At 67.4% G+C, this 17,146-nt stretch carries 17 protein-coding genes and 1 tRNA gene; 12 read left to right on the forward strand and 6 right to left on the reverse strand.

Annotation, left to right across the window (positions count from 1 at the left end):
* Nucleotides 1–3 precede the first annotated feature (3 nt).
* The 3 genes from AAYO93_RS01375 (at nucleotide 4) to AAYO93_RS01385 (ending at nucleotide 6,334) form a co-directional block, all read left to right on the forward strand.
* On the forward strand, nucleotides 4–939 hold the full coding sequence (locus AAYO93_RS01375; protein WP_345763238.1) for a hypothetical protein: 936 nt from the start codon (nucleotides 4–6) through the stop codon (nucleotides 937–939).
* Between the two features lie 92 nt (nucleotides 940–1,031).
* Nucleotides 1,032–4,994, forward strand: coding sequence for a Pls/PosA family non-ribosomal peptide synthetase (locus AAYO93_RS01380; RefSeq protein ID WP_345763239.1), 3,963 nt, complete (start codon nucleotides 1,032–1,034; stop codon nucleotides 4,992–4,994).
* The gene (locus tag AAYO93_RS01385; RefSeq protein WP_345763240.1) at nucleotides 4,994–6,334 is read left to right on the forward strand and encodes a M1 family metallopeptidase; all 1,341 of its coding nucleotides are present in this window, start codon (nucleotides 4,994–4,996) and stop codon (nucleotides 6,332–6,334) included. The genes AAYO93_RS01380 and AAYO93_RS01385 overlap by 1 nt, the downstream gene beginning before the upstream one ends.
* Here the strand turns inward: AAYO93_RS01385 and AAYO93_RS01390 are convergent.
* Together AAYO93_RS01390 and AAYO93_RS01395 are read right to left on the reverse strand one after the other, a co-directional pair.
* The gene (locus AAYO93_RS01390) at nucleotides 6,324–6,959 is read right to left on the reverse strand and encodes a 4'-phosphopantetheinyl transferase family protein (protein WP_345763241.1); all 636 of its coding nucleotides are present in this window, start codon (nucleotides 6,957–6,959) and stop codon (nucleotides 6,324–6,326) included. The genes AAYO93_RS01385 and AAYO93_RS01390 overlap by 11 nt on opposite strands.
* Nucleotides 6,960–7,012: 53 nt before the next feature.
* A complete protein-coding gene (locus AAYO93_RS01395; protein WP_345763242.1) occupies nucleotides 7,013–7,228 on the reverse strand; it encodes a three-helix bundle dimerization domain-containing protein in 216 nt (71 codons plus the stop codon).
* 172 nt (nucleotides 7,229–7,400) lie between these two features.
* On the opposite strand from AAYO93_RS01395, the gene AAYO93_RS01400 reads away from it, so the two are divergent.
* Both AAYO93_RS01400 and AAYO93_RS01405 read left to right on the forward strand, forming a co-directional pair.
* A complete protein-coding gene (locus tag AAYO93_RS01400) occupies nucleotides 7,401–7,757 on the forward strand; it encodes a hypothetical protein (RefSeq protein ID WP_345763243.1) in 357 nt (118 codons plus the stop codon).
* A 29-nt stretch (nucleotides 7,758–7,786) separates the two neighbouring features.
* A complete protein-coding gene (locus tag AAYO93_RS01405; RefSeq protein ID WP_345763244.1) occupies nucleotides 7,787–8,488 on the forward strand; it encodes a lysoplasmalogenase in 702 nt (233 codons plus the stop codon).
* Here the strand turns inward: AAYO93_RS01405 and AAYO93_RS01410 are convergent.
* Entirely contained in the window at nucleotides 8,468–8,764 is a 297-nt protein-coding gene (locus AAYO93_RS01410; protein WP_345763245.1) for a GNAT family N-acetyltransferase, read from the reverse strand. The two genes, AAYO93_RS01405 and AAYO93_RS01410, sit on opposite strands and share 21 nt — an antisense overlap.
* 159 nt (nucleotides 8,765–8,923) lie before the next feature.
* Between AAYO93_RS01410 and AAYO93_RS01415 the strand changes: the two genes are divergently transcribed.
* The 3 genes from AAYO93_RS01415 (at nucleotide 8,924) to AAYO93_RS01425 (ending at nucleotide 10,232) form a co-directional block, all read left to right on the forward strand.
* On the forward strand, nucleotides 8,924–9,703 hold the full coding sequence (locus AAYO93_RS01415; protein WP_345763246.1) for a dienelactone hydrolase family protein: 780 nt from the start codon (nucleotides 8,924–8,926) through the stop codon (nucleotides 9,701–9,703).
* 4 nt (nucleotides 9,704–9,707) lie between these two features.
* Complete coding sequence (locus AAYO93_RS01420; protein ID WP_345763247.1) at nucleotides 9,708–10,088, forward strand: MmcQ/YjbR family DNA-binding protein; 381 nt, start codon at nucleotides 9,708–9,710, stop codon at nucleotides 10,086–10,088.
* A 71-nt stretch (nucleotides 10,089–10,159) separates the two neighbouring features.
* A tRNA-Arg gene (locus tag AAYO93_RS01425) sits at nucleotides 10,160–10,232 on the forward strand.
* 252 nt (nucleotides 10,233–10,484) lie between these two features.
* Here the strand turns inward: AAYO93_RS01425 and AAYO93_RS01430 are convergent.
* Genes AAYO93_RS01430 through AAYO93_RS01440 form a run of 3 tightly spaced genes read right to left on the reverse strand, consistent with a single transcriptional unit; the run spans nucleotide 10,485 to nucleotide 12,236 of the window.
* Nucleotides 10,485–10,760 carry a carbohydrate-binding protein gene (locus AAYO93_RS01430; RefSeq protein ID WP_345763248.1) on the reverse strand — a complete coding sequence of 92 codons (276 nt, stop codon included), beginning with the start codon at nucleotides 10,758–10,760 and terminating at the stop codon, nucleotides 10,485–10,487.
* 31 nt (nucleotides 10,761–10,791) lie between these two features.
* Nucleotides 10,792–11,496 (reverse strand): hypothetical protein, encoded by a 705-nt coding sequence (locus AAYO93_RS01435; protein WP_345763249.1) that lies wholly within the window; start codon nucleotides 11,494–11,496, stop codon nucleotides 10,792–10,794.
* A complete protein-coding gene (locus tag AAYO93_RS01440) occupies nucleotides 11,493–12,236 on the reverse strand; it encodes a hypothetical protein (RefSeq protein WP_345763250.1) in 744 nt (247 codons plus the stop codon). The genes AAYO93_RS01435 and AAYO93_RS01440 overlap by 4 nt, the downstream gene beginning before the upstream one ends.
* Nucleotides 12,237–12,360: 124 nt before the next feature.
* On the opposite strand from AAYO93_RS01440, the gene AAYO93_RS01445 reads away from it, so the two are divergent.
* The 4 genes from AAYO93_RS01445 to AAYO93_RS01460 all read left to right on the forward strand — a co-directional run bounded on the left by AAYO93_RS01445 (nucleotide 12,361) and on the right by AAYO93_RS01460 (nucleotide 16,950).
* Nucleotides 12,361–12,975 carry a TetR/AcrR family transcriptional regulator gene (locus tag AAYO93_RS01445; protein ID WP_345763251.1) on the forward strand — a complete coding sequence of 205 codons (615 nt, stop codon included), beginning with the start codon at nucleotides 12,361–12,363 and terminating at the stop codon, nucleotides 12,973–12,975.
* Nucleotides 12,976–13,749: 774 nt separating this feature from the next.
* Nucleotides 13,750–14,007, forward strand: coding sequence for an alpha/beta fold hydrolase (locus tag AAYO93_RS01450; RefSeq protein ID WP_345763252.1), 258 nt, complete (start codon nucleotides 13,750–13,752; stop codon nucleotides 14,005–14,007).
* A gap of 332 nt (nucleotides 14,008–14,339) precedes the next feature.
* Nucleotides 14,340–15,203 carry an alpha/beta hydrolase gene (locus AAYO93_RS01455; protein ID WP_345763253.1) on the forward strand — a complete coding sequence of 288 codons (864 nt, stop codon included), beginning with the start codon at nucleotides 14,340–14,342 and terminating at the stop codon, nucleotides 15,201–15,203.
* A gap of 178 nt (nucleotides 15,204–15,381) precedes the next feature.
* Nucleotides 15,382–16,950, forward strand: coding sequence for an MFS transporter (locus AAYO93_RS01460; protein ID WP_345763254.1), 1,569 nt, complete (start codon nucleotides 15,382–15,384; stop codon nucleotides 16,948–16,950).
* Nucleotides 16,951–17,146: the final 196 nt, after the last annotated feature.

Below are 17,146 nucleotides of genomic sequence, written 5' to 3' on the forward strand. Positions count from 1 at the left end.
ATCATGGCGAAGAAGAGCAAGCTCGAGAAAGCGGCGGACGAGGCGTTCGCGAAGGCGAAGGCCGCGGTCGAGGATGCCCGCAAAGCCGCCAAGGACCTCGACAAGCAGGCGCGCAGGCGGGTCGAAGAACTCGCGGCGAGCCTGGAGGCGCTTCAGAAGCGGGCGCTCGCGGCCGCGAAAGAGGCGCGCGGGACCGTTGCGAAGGCGTCGAAGGCCGCAACCGACAAGGTGGCGGAGACGTCGAAGGCGGCTACCGAGAAAGTCGCCGAGACCTCAAGGGAGGCCACGGACAAGGTGGCCGAGACGTCTAAGGAGGCCACCGAGAAGGTCGCCAAGGCGTCGAAGGCGGCGACGGCGAAGATCGCGAAGAAGTCGAAAGCGGCGACGGATGCGCTCGCCGCATCCGCCCGGTCCGTGCAGGGGAAGGCCGCATCAGCCGTGAAATCCGTCTCGTCCCCGTCCAAGGGGAAGGCGAAGGCCATCGAGGCTGGGTCCGCGGGCGTGGCAGCGAAATCCGCGTCCTCCGCGGCGAAGGCCAAGGCGTCGTCGGCGAAGCCGAAGTCCTCTTCCGCGAGGGGGGCATCCGCATCCGCGCGATCGAACGCGACAACCTCGAGGCCGAAAGCCTCGTCGGCCGCCAAGCCGAAGCCCTCTTCCGCGAAGCCGAAGGCCGCAGCAAGCAGAGCGAAAGCATCCACTGCCCCGAAACTGGTGAAGGAGGTTCCCGCGAAGCCGGTGCGTTCCAAGACCAAGAAAGCCTCGACAGCGGCGCGGTCCACGCCGGCACCCGCATCCAGCCCGGCCCCCGCGGCGCCGCCCCCGGTCGAAGCACTCACCGTCCGCCAGCTCCGCGACCGCGCCAAGTCGGAGGGCCGCACCGGGTACTGGTCGCTGAGCAAAGCGGGGCTGGTCGACCTGCTGTCCAGCATGGACGAGTGACGTCCGTTCACCCCGCGGCAACCCGGCACAGCTAGCTTCGTGCAGCGGGCGCGAGTCCAGGGCAGCCGCGAGTGATCGACCGGAGTTGAGACGTGACCGAACCATCCGACGGGATCCTCGACCGCAGTGACGAAGCGCCGGCACCCCGCACGCTCCTCGACATCTTCCGCGCCACGACGGCAGCGTATCCCGAGGCGTCCGCGCTTGAGGACGGCCGCGGGGCGCTCAGCTATCGCGAGCTGATGGCTCGCGTGGTCGCGACGGCGGCCCGACTGAACCTGGCCGGTGTGCACCGGGGTGATCGTGTCGGAATCCGGATGCCGTCCGGGTCACGCGAACTGTACATCTCGATCCTCGCGGTGCTGGCGGCGGGTGCCGCCTACGTCCCGGTGGATGCCGACGACCCGCAGGAACGAGCCGACCTCGTCTTCGGCGAAGCACAGGTCCGGGGTGTGATCTCGGGCGACGGCGACTACGTGCCGACGGCGCACGAGGATGAGGTGGGCGCACCGGCAGAGGACGAGGATGTCGCGCTGTTCGCCGGCGCGCCACCGCATCCGAGCACGGCTGTGAACGCCATCGTCACCCCGCCGACGCCGCAGGACGACGCCTGGATCATCTTCACGTCCGGCTCGACCGGAACCCCGAAGGGTGTCGCGGTGTCGCACCGCTCCGCCGCCGCGTTCGTCGACGCCGAGGCGCGTTTGTTCCTGCAGGGCGAGCCGATCGGTCCCGGCGACCGGGTGCTCGCCGGCCTCTCCGTCGCGTTCGACGCGTCGTGCGAGGAGATGTGGCTCGCCTGGCGCCACGGCGCCTGCCTGGTGCCGGCCCCGCGTTCGCTGGTGCGCAGCGGCATGGATCTCGGTCCCTGGCTGACGACCCACGGCATCACGATCGTCTCGACGGTCCCGACGCTTGCGGCGTTGTGGCCGGCCGAGTCGCTCGAGAACGTCCGGCTGCTGATCTTCGGCGGCGAGGCGTGCCCGCCCGAACTCGTCGATCGTCTCGCGGTCGACGGCCGCGAAGTGTGGAACACGTACGGCCCGACCGAGGCGACCGTCGTCGCGTGCGCCGCCCTCGTGCAGTCCGGTGAACCGGTGCGGATCGGTCTTCCGCTCGACGGCTGGATTCTCGCCGTCGTCGATTCCGCCGGCAACCCCGTCGCGGTGGGCGAACCGGGCGAACTGATCATCGGCGGCGTGGGGCTGGCCCGGTACCTCGACCCGGCGAAGGATGCGGAGAAGTACGCGCCGTTCCCCTCTCTCGGCTGGGATCGCGCCTACCGCAGCGGCGACCTCGTACGCTTCGATCCCGCGGGGCTGCTCTTCCAGGGCCGGGCCGACGACCAGGTGAAGGTCGGGGGCAGACGCATCGAGCTGGGCGAGATCGAGTCGGCACTGCAGAACCTGCCGGGGGTGTCCGGTGCTGCGGCTGCGGTGCGGAAGACGGATGCGGGCAACCAGGTGCTCGTCGGCTACCTCGCCGTGAGTGACCCGGCCGCGTTCGATCGCGGCTCCGCCCTGATCCGGCTGCGCGAGGAGTTGCCCGCAGCACTGGTCCCACTGCTCGCGGTCGTCGGCGACCTGCCGACGCGCACCTCGGGCAAGGTCGACCGGGCGGCACTCCCGTGGCCCCTGCCCGACCTGGATCCCGGCGAGGCCGACCTCGACCCCGGGCTGCGCGAACTCGCCGCCCACTGGCAGGCGGTCCTCGGCCTGCCGGTGTCGAATGCCGCGGACAACTTCTTCGACCTCGGCGGAGGGTCGCTCGCCGCCGCGCAGCTCGTGGCGCGCATCCGGCAGCGCGATCCGGAGTTCACGGTCGCCGACATCTACGCGCATCCGCGGCTCGGGGCAATGGCGGAGGAGGTCGCGTCCCGCATCGGCGATCGTTCGGCGGGCGAATCCACGCACATCGTGCCGCCGACACCGCGACGGATGCAATGGCTTCAGACGGTCCTGGGCGTCCCCCTGTTCGTCCTGAGCGGCTTTCGGTGGCTCCTCTATCTGCTCACGGCGAGCACGATCCTCCACTGGTTCGGCGCTTTCGACGCCCTGCCCACCGCGAACGTCTGGTTCCTCATCGTCGGCCTGATCATCTTCGCCACCCCGTTCGGGCGCATGGCGATCTCAGTGGTCTGCGCGCGGCTGTTGTTGTCGGGCGTCAGCGCCGGGGACTACCCGCGCGGGGGAGGAGTGCACCTGCGCCTGTGGCTAGCCGAGCAGGTCGCGCACCAGGTCGGCGCGGTCAGCCTCGCCGGGGCCCCGTGGATCTCGTACTACGCGCGGGCGCTCGGTGCCAGGATCGCGCCGGAGGTCGACCTGCACTCCCTGCCTCCGGTGACGGGTATGCTGCGCATCGGCACTGGAGCCGCGATCGAACCCGAGGTGGACCTGTCCGGCTACTGGATCGATGGAGACACGCTCCGCATCGGGGCGGTCCGGATCGGCGCGAACAGCACGATCGGTGCGCGCAGCACGCTGCTTCCGGGAACCCGGATAGGCAAGAATGCCGCGATCACGCCGGGCTCCTCGGTGTTCGGCCGCGTTCCCGCGGGGCAGGTGTGGGCCGGTTCGCCGGCCGTCCGCGTCGGCAAGGCCGACCAGTGGTGGGATCCGGTGCGGCCGCCACTGCGCACCCGCTGGCTGGTCGGGTACGGGGCGTCTGCGATCATCCTCTCGCTGCTTCCGATCGTCGCGTTCGCCGCGGCCGGCGTGATCGTCGCCTTCTTCATCCGCGATGCCCCGACTCTCGGCGACGTCGCCTGGCGGTCCCTCGCCGCCCTGATCCCGGCGACGCTCGTGGCCGGGGTGATCCTCGGCGGCCTGGTCGTCGTCCTCGTCCGCCTGTTCTCCCTCGGGGTCGCCGAGGGCGTCTTCCCGGTTCGTGGCCGGGTCGGCTGGCAGGTGTGGACGATCGAACGCCTGCTCGACATGGCGCGAACGCTGCTGTTCCCCCTCTACTCGAGCCTGTTCACGCCGGTCTGGCTTCGGATGCTCGGAGCTACGGTCGGTCGTGACGTCGAGGCGTCGACGGTCCTGCTGCTGCCGAGCATGACCACCATCCGCGACGGCGCCTTCCTCGCCGACGACACCCTGGTCGCGTCCTACGAACTCGGCGGCGGTCGGGTACGGATCGCCCGGGCGGAGATCGGAGCCCGCGCGTTCCTCGGCAATTCCGGGATGGCCGGGGCCGGCCACCGCGTGCCTCGCGACGGTCTGGTGGCCGTGCTCTCGGCGGCCCCCCGCAAGTCGAAGCCCGGTTCGTCGTGGCTCGGCTCACCGCCCGTGCGCCTGAGGCGGCAGGCCGCATCCACGGACGAGAGCCGCACGTTCGCGCCCCCGACCTATCTCCGGGTCGCCCGCGCGCTTTGGGAGTTGTGCCGCATCATTCCCGTCTTCGTCACGTGCGCCGTCGGTCTCGGAGTACTGTTCACGCTGGCGGCGCTCGTCGAGGCGTGGGGGACGCTCGTGGCGGTGCTCCTGAGTGGTGTCGTGATGCTCGCGGCCGGAGCGGTCGCCGCCGGCGCGAGCACCGTGGGGAAGTGGCTGCTGGTGGGGCGCATCCGGGTGGGCGAGCATCCGCTCTGGTCGTCCTTCGTGTGGCGCAGCGAAGTCTCCGATACGTTCGTCGAGATGGTGTCGGCACCCTGGTTCGCCCAGGCCGCGGCCGGCACCCCCGCACTCGTCTGGTGGCTGCGCAGCCTCGGCGCCTCGATCGGCCGTGGCGTCTGGTGCGACAGCTACTGGCTTCCCGAAGCCGACCTCGTGACACTGGGTGACGCATCCACCGTCAACCGCGGGTGCGTTGTGCAAACCCACCTCTTCCATGATCGAATCATGAGCATGGATACCGTCATCCTCGATGCCGGAGCGACCATCGGGCCGCACAGCGTCATCCTGCCCGCGGCCCGGATCGGCGCCCACGCGACGGTCGGTCCGGCTTCGCTCGTGATGCGTGGCGAGTTCGTGCCCGAACGCACCCGCTGGAGCGGCAACCCGATCGGGCCGTGGCGTGAAGTCACCATCGCCGACTACCACGCGACGGTGACCTGATGCCAACCATCCCCGCGGGCGCCAGGACTGCCGGCGACCCGTACCTTCCGCAGTCGGGAAACGGCGGCTACTCCGTCGAGTCGTACGACCTCGACCTCCGCTACAAGGTCGCAACCAACCGGCTGGACGCGACAGCCGTGATCCGGGCGATGAGCATTCAGGGGCTGCGGTCGTTCACCCTCGATCTGGTGCGTCTTCGCGCATCCCGGGTCCGCGTCAACGGCAGCAAGCGCACCCGGTTCAGCCAGACGACGACGAAGCTGGTCGTGACACCGGAGGAGCCGATCGGCCTGGGCGAGCTGTTCACGGTCGAGATCGACTATGCCGGTGCGCCGGCACCACGACGCAGTCACTGGGGTCAGGTCGGGTGGGAGGAGCTCACCGATGGGGTGATCGTCGCGTCGCAGCCGTCGGGCGCGCCCACCTGGTTCCCCTGCAACGACCACCCTGCGGACAAGGCGAGCTACCGCATCCGAGTCACCTGCGAGCAGGCGTACACCGTGCTCGCGAACGGGGTGCTGTTCGACCACACGGTGTCGGCCGGCCGCGGATCCTGGTCGTTCGAGCAGCCGGAGCCGACGTCGACCTACCTGGCGACCGTGCAGATCGGCCGCTATGTCACCGAGACCCGCGACCTCGCGGGCGTTCCGGGTGTCATCGCGTACGCGCCGGAGGTGGATGCGCGGGTGCGGGCCGACTTCGACCCGCTCGAGCGGATGATGGGCTTCTTCATCGAGTCCTTCGGGCCGTACCCGTTCGCCGACTACAGCGTCGTCGTCACCGCGGATGACCTCGAGATCCCGCTCGAAGCGCAGGGTGTCGCGATCTTCGGTGCGAATCATGCGGATGGCGAGGGTGGCTCCGAGCGGCTCATCGCGCACGAACTCGCGCACCAATGGTTCGGCAACAGCGTCGGGATCGCAGCCTGGAAGCACATCTGGCTCAACGAAGGTTTCGCTTGCTACTCCGAGTGGCTCTGGTCGGAGCACTCGGGAGGACAGACGGCGGATGAGCTGGCGCGCCGGTACCACGCGGGACTCCGTTCGCTGCCGCAGGACATCGTCGTCGGCGATCCCGGGCCCGCGCTCATGTTCGACGACCGCGTCTACAAGAGGGGCGCGCTCACACTGCATGCGTTGCGGCTGACGATCGGCGACGACCGCTTCTTCGCCCTGCTGCGCGCGTGGACTGCAGCGCGTCGGCACGGCACTGCGACGACCGACGACTTCCGCGAACTGGCCGACGAGCATGCCGAGGAGGATCTCGGAAAGTTCTTCGAGCACTGGCTGGTGGCGACCGCGCTGCCGCGCCTGCCGCGCTCGACGAAGGTCAGGTCCTGACGGCGATGCTGGCGGTGTGACCGGGGCCGAGGTCGAGCGGTTCGAGCGTGTAGCGGGTGTCTGAGCCGTCGATCGTGGCGCGGACGTCGTCGCCGTCGTCGGTGACGCGCACCGAGCGCGGATCGACGCGGAGTCCTCGGCCGTCGGCCTTCAGGACCGCTTCGACGCGGGTCCAGTGCTGCAGGGGATCGCCCCCGGATGCTCCGGCCACGCTCGCGATCGCACGGTCGCGTTCGGGCGTGTGTGCGGCATCCGACCGCTCGACGTCGATGCCGACCGCGGGCGCCCACGCCGCTGCCGCGACGACGAGCCCGTCGGAGTGTGCGAGTCCGAGCCGGAGGTTCGTGGCCGCCGGGGGAGCGAGGACGGCCGGACGCCCGTGGGCTCCGCCGCAGAACGGGCACCGGGCTTCGATGACCACCTCGTCCGGGTCAGCGCCGGCGACCGACGCGACAAGCTCGCGCAGGAGGCGGCGGCCGGCGAGGAAGGTGCGGGCCGGCTCCGGCCGGAGCGAGCCGTAGCGCGCGAACTCGGCCGCCGTCAGCAGGTGTGATGCGTCAGCGTCAGCGTGCGCGCCGTCAGCGTCAGGGTGCGCGTCGTCGCGCTCGACCGGCGCCCAGCGCACCTCGACCGGGACGCCCGCGATGGTGCGCGCATCCTGTCCAGCGATCGGGACCGTCAGGCGCTCGTCGCTACTTCGTCACGGAGGCGAGCCTTCGCGCCGTGCTCCACGAGCACGGGGATGTAGTCGCGGATCGGCTTGCCTTCCAGCGACTGCCGCTCGCTCTGGACGATCTCGTCGATCCGACTGCGCGGGATCGACGGGAATCGCTCGGCAAGTCGGTCGACCACCTCTGCGACGGCTTTGTTCTCATCAAGCTCGTTCACACTCACAAAGCTGAGTGTCCAACTCTGCGAGCCGGTCTGTCAATGCCTGCCGCCCGTGAGTGCGGTGTCTCGTCACGTCCGCCCCCTGCGCGAGCAGCAGCACACGTGACGAAACGCAGCAGTCGCGGCGCACGCACGGGAGCGCCGACAGGGGAGCGCGGGCGCACGGGCTGCTAGCGTGAGCACACCGACGCACGAGGAAGGCAGGGACGTGACAACGGATGCTGCAGCGCAGGACTACAACAGCCTGACGATCGAGCTCGCCGAAGACGAAGACTACGACGTCGACATCGCCGCCGACGGACTGCTCGTGCGCGGCCGGCTCTTCGCCTTCCTCGAGGAGGACGACCTCGTCGTCGAGCTGCCCGAGGAACGAGCGAACGACCTCAAAGCACGCGGGGTCGCCGCCCCCTTCCGCGCGGCCGGCCACCCGACCCGCGACTGGGTGCGCGTGAGCGACCGCCAGCTCTGGTCGGAACTCGCCCGCGAGTCGCACACCTTCGTCGGCGAGCCTGCCGTCGGCGGCGAATCCTGAGCGGGTCGCGCGGCCTCACGATCCGGCCGGTGCCGGCTTTCACGCCGTTCGTCATTGTCAGCGTCATCCAGGTGGTTGCGATCGCGACGGGTGCGGATGCTCTGGTCCAGGTCACGAAGCCGCTCTTGATGCCCGCGCTCGCCATCGCCGTCGTGCTCGCGCGTCTCGGACGCCGTTTCACCCTCCCCACCGGACTGCTGCTGCTCGCGATCGGCCTGTCCTGGCTGGGCGACCTGGCCCTCATGGTGCCCGGCGACCTCTGGTTCGTGGTCGGCCTCGGGTCGTTCCTTCTCGCACACGTCGCGTACCTGGTGCTGTTCCTCCGGGTCGGTGGGCTGGGCCGGCCCCGCGCCTGGTCGATCGTCTACGCAGTCTGGTTCGTCGTGTTCCTCGCGGTGCTCATCCCCGGGCTGGGATCGCTTGTGGTACCCGTCGTGTTGTACGGTCTCGTGCTCGGCTCGATGGCGACCGCGGCGACGCGCGTCTCGGGATGGGTGGCCGCGGGTGCTGCCGTCTTCGTCGTCTCGGACACGATCCTCGCGCTATCCAGATTCCTTCCGGGCTTGGTGATCCCGGCGCACGACACGCTCACGATGCTCACCTACTGCGTCGGGCAGGGGGTCATCGCGGCAGGCGTGCTCGCGGTGCTCGCCCGGACCAGCACGGCATCCGCGATGTCGGCGCCCGGCGCGCCGGACTCGCCAGACCTGTCAGGCGCTCGCCCGGCGTGACAACAGCTCGTTGCGCTCCGGATGCTTCTCGAACCATTCGGCGACGTACCAGCACATCGGAACGATGCGGTAGTCGGTCGTCGCTTCGACGTCGTCGACCGCGAAAGCGACCAGTTCGCCGGCGAGCCCGTGACCACGGAAATGCGGTGCCGTGTACGCCCGTCTCATCGAGATCGCGCTGCCCAGAACGGAGTAGTCGAGCACACCTGCCAGCTCGCCGTCGATGTGCACGGCGTAGCGGTTCGCATCCGGCTCATGCGTGAATTCCTTCGCCATATGCCCAGAATACGTCCGGTTCGCCGAGCGTGGCCCCGAACGTTCGCCCAGAGTATGGTTGGCCCTGTGGGAAACCCGACCCGCACCTCGGTTCCACCGCATACCGCAGCGCCACAGCAGGCCGCAGCGTGTCGAACGCCGTAGAACCGTGGAGGTACCGTGACCATCGAGTCGCACTTTCCGAGCCTTTCGCCTGTCCATGAAGCGCTGCTCGCGCAGGTGCCGGTGAGGGAGCATACGTTCATCGAGACCGAAGAGATCGCGTACGAGCATGAGGGCCTGCCGCTCGAAGGGTACCTCGCCCGCGACACGCAGGCGGATGATCGCAGGCCGGCGGTGCTCATCCTCCATGACTGGACAGGGGTGGGCGACAACGTTCGGATGCGCGCCCAGATGCTCGCGCGCCTCGGCTATGTCGCCTTCGCGGCCGACCTGTACGGTGCGGGGGTCCGGCCGACAGGCGAGGCTGCTTCCGCCGAGGCGGGCAAGTACTACCGCGACCTGCCGTTGCTGCGCGCCCGGGTCGCCGCCGGCTTCACGCACCTGTTGCAGCATCCGGCCGTCGACCCTGCGCGGCTGGCGGTCGTCGGCTACTGCTTCGGAGGCACCGCAGCGCTCGAGTTCGCGCGCACCGGCGCTCCCGCCCGCGGTGTGGTCTCGTTCCACGGGGGTCTCGTCACCCACGACCCCAGTGATGCGGGCACGATCGCGGCATCGCTGATGATCCTCACCGGGGCCGCGGATCCGGTGGTTCCCGACGAGGCGATCGGTGCGTTCAAAGATGAGCTGCGTGCGGCACCGCACGTCGACTGGCAGGTGACGAGTTACAGCGGCGCGCCGCATGCGTTCACGGTGCCGGGGTCCGACCGGTACCGGCCGGTGGCGGATGCGCGCAGCTGGCGAGCGCTCGTCTGCTTCCTCGACGAGGTGTTCGCGTAGTCGAGTGGAACATCCGCTCCTGTTCGAGCCTGACGATCCGCTGGTCGATCGCCTTCGAGTTGTGTGCCTGCAGTTCCCCGAAGCGGTGGAGGTACTCGGCTGGGGGAGGCCGACCTTCCGCGCAGGCAAGAAGCAGTTCGCGGTCGCGGGTTCGAGCATGGACCGGCCGTATTCGGTCGTCTTCAAGCCCGATCCAGAGGAGCGCCTCGCCCTTCTCGAGGACGCGCGTTTCTTCGTCCCGCCCTACTACGGGCCGGCCGGTTGGCTCGCACTCGATTTCGACGGCGACGACACCGATTGGGTCGAACTGGCCGAACTCATGCAGACCTCATACCGTCAGGTCGCACTCAAGCGTCAATTGGCGGCGCTCGACGCCATCATGTAGTCTCTAACGTGGCTTGCGAGCGGTTACCGCCCGCGGCCGGTGTGTTCCAGGCCTCGCCTGACACGCAAAGCGCGCCCGTAGCTCAACGGATAGAGCATCTGACTACGGATCAGAAGGTTGGGGGTTCGAATCCCTCCGGGCGCACTTCAGTAATATGCGGTTTGATCAGGCTTTTTCATCGCTGGGCTGCCCGGTTTCCGAGCCAAAGCAATGGATTCGCGGTGGAGCGCGACGGCACCAGAATGCGTCACGCGTCCGATCCGCTCGTAACGGCCGAACGGTTCTGCGCGGCTGCAGGGTCGAGGCGGATGCGCTTGTGGCACGATGAGGGACCCAATGCGGGCGGGGCGCCAAGACCGATCGGCCCCGGTGCCTCCGCCCGCTGAGATCATCGCCCTAGCTGTCGAGGCTCCAAGGGCCGTTGGGATCGCCTTGCGTCTTGTCGCGTGTCCACCATTTCGCGGTGTACCTCCGCCCGCCAGAGAGCACGACGTCGCCCGTAACGAATGTCTGGCTGGCGGTCCACAGCACGGTGTCACCGCCTGCGCCCGGAGGGAGGCAGAGCTCGAGCGGCGTCGAATCGTCCAGGGGGTCCAGCGATACCGCCATATTCGTCGCGACGTGAAAAGGGCCGAACGCTCCGCCCACCGTCACCGCCAGTCGCTCGTTCACGGACCTGGGCTTAGGGCACGTACTCAACGGGTCAGTCGAGTTTCCCGTTTCCCGGGGTCCTGCTTTCTGGGGCGCTGCCGTGAGTGGTCACGGCGCGGACGCTGGGAAGCCGTCGGTCGTCGGTCGTTTCCGGAACCATGCGTGTCACGGCTGCCGGCATCGCGCCGATTGTGAGGACTCGAACCGTCGGTCCAACGCTGACTACGGCGAAGGAGGCCACCGGGGGAATCCGGTCCGGGACGAGGATGGTGTGATGCCCGGCGTCGAGGCGGCCACTCCAGAGGAACGCGGATGCGCTTTTCGGTTCCGGCGGTGTGAACGATGTGGCCCACAGTGCTTCCACCGTGACCTGGCTGGGAGCGGAAAGAGCGAGCTCTACTTTTCGTTGGGCAGAGTCGTAGACGACGTGATCGGCGACGCCCGCCGAATCGGCCGCCTCCACTTGGGCGGCGATGACTCCGGCGATTCCGGCGAGTCCTTGGATGAACGTCACATCAGGGTTGCGTTCGCCCACCTGTTCACGCAGGTGCTTCTTCACGTCGGGCGGGACCATGCCCCCGAAGACGAGAATGTCGAGTTCGGTTGTGTCGTAGTCCGTGAGCACCTGATCGAACTGGTTGGTCGCGTCGGCGGAGTATCCCTTTGCGCGGAGCTTGTCCGCCGCGTCAGTCAGGACTTTGGGGCTACGGCCGACGATCAGCACTCGGGCGCGCGGTTTGGCGGGGTGATCGTTCATGAGTGTTCTCCTGTGAGTAATTCTCGGGATGAGGTGGGATGAGATGACGACCGTCGGGTCCAGAATCGGGCCATCAGGATGATCCCGAGTGCGTACGGGACAGCGCCGACGATCTCAAGGATCTCGATCACGGGCGATGCCGGTCCCAAACCGAAGATCGCTAGGCCTCCGGTGGTGTACACAGCCGCCCCGACGCCGATGAGGATGCCGATCCATCGTGCGCCGTAGTGCGCTTGCATCACTCCGAGCAGGACGTATCCGAGGGGGAAGAGCACCAGGGCTGGGAGCACGATAATGGCGGTTCCGGTGTCGAGGTCGGCCGCAGTGTGTACAAGGCTGGGCGCGTATCTCGCCGTGACCGGGTTACGTGTCCCGTCGACTACGATCAGCCCGAAGTACCAGATCGTGCCAAGCAGTGCACAGTACAAGTTGATCAGGTCACGGCGTCGGAACTGGCTCACGTTCGGAAAGAAGAGGCCGGCGAGGCCGATGATCTGCAGGATGAGCCCGATCGCCTCTACGCCGTGAGTGAGTCCGTAGAGCGGTCCGACTTCGGCGATGTGAACGCCGTCCCGCTCCGGATGGACGATGACCGCGAGAAGAAAGAGCACTGCGCCGGAGATCGCGCTCGCCGCCGCAACGGTCTGCGTTCGCCGGGTCATGCTCAAGCCGTCCACCGTCTCGGGTGGGTCCCCGTGGCGCGCGCCGGCGTGGTCGCTCCGAGAGAGTTCGCTGCTCATGTTCTCCTCCACAACGTGGTGCGTTGGCGGGATGCGTCGCCGCAACCCGTCTAAGTTGATCATTCGTGCTTGAGATACGCAGGCTACACTATCTCGTACGTGTATGTACAAATTAGGAGTTGCGATGGCAGTCAAGCGAGATCAGCGTGCCGACGCGCGACGGAATGTGTCTGCAATCCTGGACTCGGCTCAACGCTGCCTGAGCAGCGATCCGCAGGCGACGATCGCGCAGATTGCTGAGACCGCAGGCGTCGGACGCATGACCCTCTACGGCCATTTCAAGACGCGAGCAGAACTGGTCGAGGCGGTCTTGGAAAGGGTGACCACACAATCCAGCGAGGTCCTGGACTCGGTCGACCTCAGCGGTGATCCTGCGGAGGCTCTTACTCGATTGGTCGGCGCGACCTGGGAGGTCGTCCATCGCTTCAACGCTGTTCGCGAGGCTGCCCGAGACGAACTGCCAGAGAAGAGCATGCTCGACAACCACACGGCGCACTTTCGTCGTTTGGACGCTCTGGTAGCGCGCGGGCAGGCCGCCGGGACTTTCCGCCGGGATCTGCCCCGGGAGTGGCTCATCTCGGTGTGTTACCGGCTAATGCACGGAGCGGCGGACGACTGCGCCGCCGGATCGATCGAGCGGCAAGACGCGGGGCGCCTCGTCGCCGCCACACTCATTGCGGCGTATACCGCCCCCGGCGCCCGCGTTGCAGGCATCGAATCGGCAGCCGCCGCGCGGTAGCGGGGTGGATGTCACGCAGTGGCTTGCAGCAAGGCCGCACGCTCGCCGGCGAGTGCTGCCGCCGCTGGCTCAATGCCCGAGCGCTCTGAAGGACCGCTCCAGCGCCCCGCACCACTCTCCAACGGCGACGGACGCGGAGGTCGTGGAGAAGATCCTCTGGTTGCGGCAGCAGTGGCACTTCCGACCGCAGAAGATCACCATGTATCTCAATTCGGGCTACCCAAGTTTTACCGGCTGAAGGCGGACGGTTTGGCCGCATCCGATCAAACCCTGCCGCCTATGATTTTGCTCATGTCTAAACACGCTCGCGCGCATAAGCGGGGCGACGGTCGGCGGGAGGTGTACCGCATCTTTCTGGATAGCGTCGCCTTCCTGATTGGCGCAGTTCTCTTCGGCTTCCTGTCTAGCTGGCTTTTTGGCGGTTTCCTTCGTTAGGGCTCAGTCCGATTTCAGCTCACCGCGTCGAATCTTTGGAGCAGTGCGGACATGTCGGGGGATTCTGCCGCGCGCTGGACGTAGTGCTTGACGGTCATGGCTTCGGCGGATGGCCAAGCTGAGACGCGGCCGTTTTTGTGGAGGCTTCGCTGTCCGGGAGTGTCGCCACGGTCTTGTGGCGCCTCCGACAATATTGGATGCGCGACGGCTGGCTGTGCGATTCCGCGCAGGCGGCCGACAAGGTCGCGAAGGCCGTCGATCATTTCTGCTCGGGTGAATTCGGCCCTTGCGGGACCCTGTGCAGCGTCCGTCATGCGCCGGCCAGCTCGCCGGGCTTCGATGAGAACGCCACGCTCGCTTCTGGGTACGGTGTTCGCCAGGCTCGACCGCAAACCGCGCTGGCTCGAGCGTCTCTCCGAGATCGTGATTCCCGCACTGGTCGTGCATGGTCGCCGTGACCCGTTCTTCCCTGTCGGTAACGGCGAAGCGCTTGCAAGCGAGATCCGCGTCTCGCGACTGCTTGTGCTCGAACGGACCTCGACCGTGATCCAAGAGTGGGACTTCGATGAGGTGACGACAGCGATGCTGGACCTATAGCAGGCGGTCTAGCAGAATCGCAGTGTTCATAATTCAGGACTTTGTGTGACGGATGAGACTGACTGGCACTCCTCGCCGGAAAAGTGCTGGTCGGATGCTCTGCCGTAACGGCTGGCCGTCCGAAGTTCCTGAAATATGAACCAGTGCCAAATGTGTGAACCATGTCCTGACAGTGGGCACCACCAAACCCGGGTATCGACCCGGGGGTCTCCCGGGTTCGACGCGCGCAATTGAGCGGGATCGTTATATCGAGCCCGGCTCAATCCGGTCCGGGCACGAACGAACGGTCGGCCGTGAGGTCGCCGCTCATCTCACACAGAAGGAGAACTATCATGACCATCCAAGACACCGTCACGAGTGGCATTCGCACCGACAAGGTCGCCGTACAGGGTGACGATCTCGTCTTCGACGTGCGCGGACACGGAGCTCCGCTCGTGCTTCTGCCCGGAACCCCGGGCGACGCGAGCGCCTACGGCCTGGTTGCCGACCCGCTGGCAAGCGACCACACTGTGATCACCTACGACCCGCGCGGATTCGGACGGAGCACGGGCCGTGCGCCGCGACGGTATGAGATCGGCCAGCAGGCCGGCGACGTCGTCGAGGTAGTGCATGCTGCGGGGTTCGACCGTGCACTGGTGTTCGGAAACAGTGCGGGGGCTGAGGTCGGCCTCGAGCTCGCGAAGAATTACGCCGACATCGTGGAGGGGCTCGTGGTGCACGAGCCGCCGGTGATCCGGGTGCTTCCGGACGCCGACACTTTTCAGCGGAAGATCGCGGAGATCTACCGAACCGCGTGGACCGAGGGCCCGAAGCAGGCGTTCCTGGACTTTCTCCTGCTCTCCCAGCTCCCGTTCAATGCGGGGAAGCCGTTCACGCAGGCCGAGGTCGACGCCATCCGCCCCAAGGCCGACGCCTTACCAGGGTTCGACTTCGCCGACTTCTACGTGAAGTACCAGATGCTGCCCCTCACGAACTACGCGCCTGATCTCGCCGCCATCACTGAGAACGGCGTCAGGGTCGTGGTGGGAGCTGGAGCGCTGAGCCTCGACCTGCCGTTCGGGCGCACGTCACGCCGTATCGCCGACGAGCTTCGCGTGCCGTTCATCACCTTCCCGGGCCACCACGGTTCTTACACCGATCCAGCGACAGCGGATGCATGGCTGAAGGTGCTCCGAGAGGCGCTCGCCGCGCTCTGAGCCGGCATCCGCCACAAGAAAGGGGAACCGACGATGTTAACGACCGTGCCACCGGCGTCGACTGGAACGTCGACCGACGCGACCGACGTGTTCGAGCGGTTGCTGCACGTCGATACGAAAGTCCCCTCACTGACCGCTTCGCACGCCGCACGCTGGTTCGGTTTGGTTGGTGAGTCAGATGACTAAAATGACGATGTCGTCGCGGCAGCGCTGGACGCTGTTGCTGGTGTGTACGGCGGCATTCATGTTGCTGCTCGACGCCACCATCGTGGGCGTCGCCCTGCCGTCCATCCAGCGTGATCTGCAAGCGAGTCTTGCAGACTTGCAGTGGGTGACCTCTGCTTATGCTCTAGCGCTGGCCGTGCTGCTGTTGCCCGCCGCCACTGTGGGCGACCGCCTGGGCCGGCGCCGATTGTTCTTGGTCGGCCTCGTCATCTTCACCCTCGGCTCGCTGGCGTGTGCGCTAGCAACGACCGCAGTGACACTCGAGGTGTTCCGCACGCTCCAAGGAGTCGGTGGCGCTGTGCTGTTCGCCACCGCCACGCCACTGCTACGAGCCGAGTTCTCCGGCGCATCCCTGGCGCGGGCGCTCGGCGCATTCGGCGCCACCCTTGGCGCGGCCAGCGCCCTGGGTCCGCTTGCCGGAGGGATACTGACCGACACCCTGGGCTGGCGGTCCATCTTCTTCGTCAACCTGCCGATTGGCGTGGCGGCGTTCGTCGTCGGCGCGGCCCGATTGCGCGAATCTCGTAACCCGGCCGGCGGTCGGGCCGATTGGGCGGGGACCGCCCTGATCACGGTAGCGCTGACAGCGTTGATGTTCGGCCTGATCCAGGGCAATACCCTCGGGTGGGGGGGCCCGCTGATCGTTGGGCTGTTCGCGACTGCGACGGTGTTCCTCGCCGCGTTCGCCATCTACGAGCTCCGCGTCGCCGCCGCGCCGATGGCTGACCTCCGGCTGTTCCGGCGGCGCAGCTTCGCAGCGACCGGAATCGTGGCGTTCGCGATCTCGGCGACAGTGATCGGAACAATCCCCTACCTGTCGCTGTACCTGCAGAACACCCTCGGCTACTCACCCGTCCAAGGCGGTCTGCGGTTGCTTCCGATGTTTTTGGCCTCATTCACCGTCGCCTTCCTCACTGGCCGTCTGATCGGCAGAGTGCCGATGCGCATTCTGCTGGGTGTGGCAATGGCTGCAGCCTCTCTTGGGCTGTTCCTCATGGCCAACCTGACAGCCACGTCCGGTTGGCTGGTGCTGCTGCCGGGTCTCATCCTTGCCGGCATCGGCTTGGGCATCACGTCCACGAGCCTGGCCTCGGCCTCGCTCGCAGGGGTTGAACCCGCTCGCGCCGGGATGGCCGCCGGACTCACCAACACTCTGCGCCAGGTTGGCACCGCCACGGGTGTCGCGGTGTTCGGCGCCCTCTACGCCTCTCGTGTCGCCGCAGTCACCCTGCACGGCATCCCGGGACCGTCCGGGGTCGCCCATCGGCTTGCCGCGGCCGTTGCTTCCGGGGCCGGCACAAAGGTAGCGTCAGCTGTTCCCCCTCACCTCCGCGAGGCCGTCACCCACGCCGCCCAGACCGGCACCGCCAGCGGACTCAACGAAATCCTGCTCGTCGCGGCAGCGTTCGCGTTGGTCGGTACAGTAGCCGCGTTCGCATTCGGACGTGACCCATCCAAACTCCCACCATCCCTTCCGAACATCGGTGAACTGTCGGCCCAGACCGTCCCAGTCCGCAGGTAACCCGGCGCGGGCGCTCCGTGACAACGATGGTCTCCAATTAGGGTTCGAATCCCTCCAGGCACACTTGAGTAATATGCCTCTTGATCAGGCATTTTCATTCTCGGGTCAATGCCCTGAGATGGACCACGGATCGGGCGGCGGCGCGTGTTCTTCTAGCGCCGCCGCCCGATCGCTGCAACAGTTCAAGCACACGGTT

The sequence above is a fragment of the Diaminobutyricibacter sp. McL0608 genome, from assembly GCF_039613825.1.
In the GTDB taxonomy this organism is placed as follows: domain Bacteria; phylum Actinomycetota; class Actinomycetes; order Actinomycetales; family Microbacteriaceae; genus Diaminobutyricibacter.

What these genes read in the sequence shown, in the direction of transcription:
- AAYO93_RS01385 (WP_345763240.1), top strand. Translation starts at nt 4,994, where the DNA reads ATGCCAACCATCCCCGCGGGCGCCAGGACTGCCGGCGACCCGTACCTT.
- AAYO93_RS01445 (WP_345763251.1), top strand. Translation starts at nt 12,361, where the DNA reads ATGGCAGTCAAGCGAGATCAGCGTGCCGACGCGCGACGGAATGTGTCT.
- AAYO93_RS01450 (WP_345763252.1), top strand. Translation starts at nt 13,750, where the DNA reads ATGAGAACGCCACGCTCGCTTCTGGGTACGGTGTTCGCCAGGCTCGAC.
- AAYO93_RS01375 (WP_345763238.1), top strand. Translation starts at nt 4, where the DNA reads ATGGCGAAGAAGAGCAAGCTCGAGAAAGCGGCGGACGAGGCGTTCGCG.
- AAYO93_RS01440 (WP_345763250.1), bottom strand. Translation starts at nt 12,236, where the DNA reads ATGAGCAGCGAACTCTCTCGGAGCGACCACGCCGGCGCGCGCCACGGG.
- AAYO93_RS01410 (WP_345763245.1), bottom strand. Translation starts at nt 8,764, where the DNA reads ATGGCGAAGGAATTCACGCATGAGCCGGATGCGAACCGCTACGCCGTG.
- AAYO93_RS01435 (WP_345763249.1), bottom strand. Translation starts at nt 11,496, where the DNA reads ATGAACGATCACCCCGCCAAACCGCGCGCCCGAGTGCTGATCGTCGGC.
- AAYO93_RS01455 (WP_345763253.1), top strand. Translation starts at nt 14,340, where the DNA reads ATGACCATCCAAGACACCGTCACGAGTGGCATTCGCACCGACAAGGTC.
- AAYO93_RS01460 (WP_345763254.1), top strand. Translation starts at nt 15,382, where the DNA reads ATGACTAAAATGACGATGTCGTCGCGGCAGCGCTGGACGCTGTTGCTG.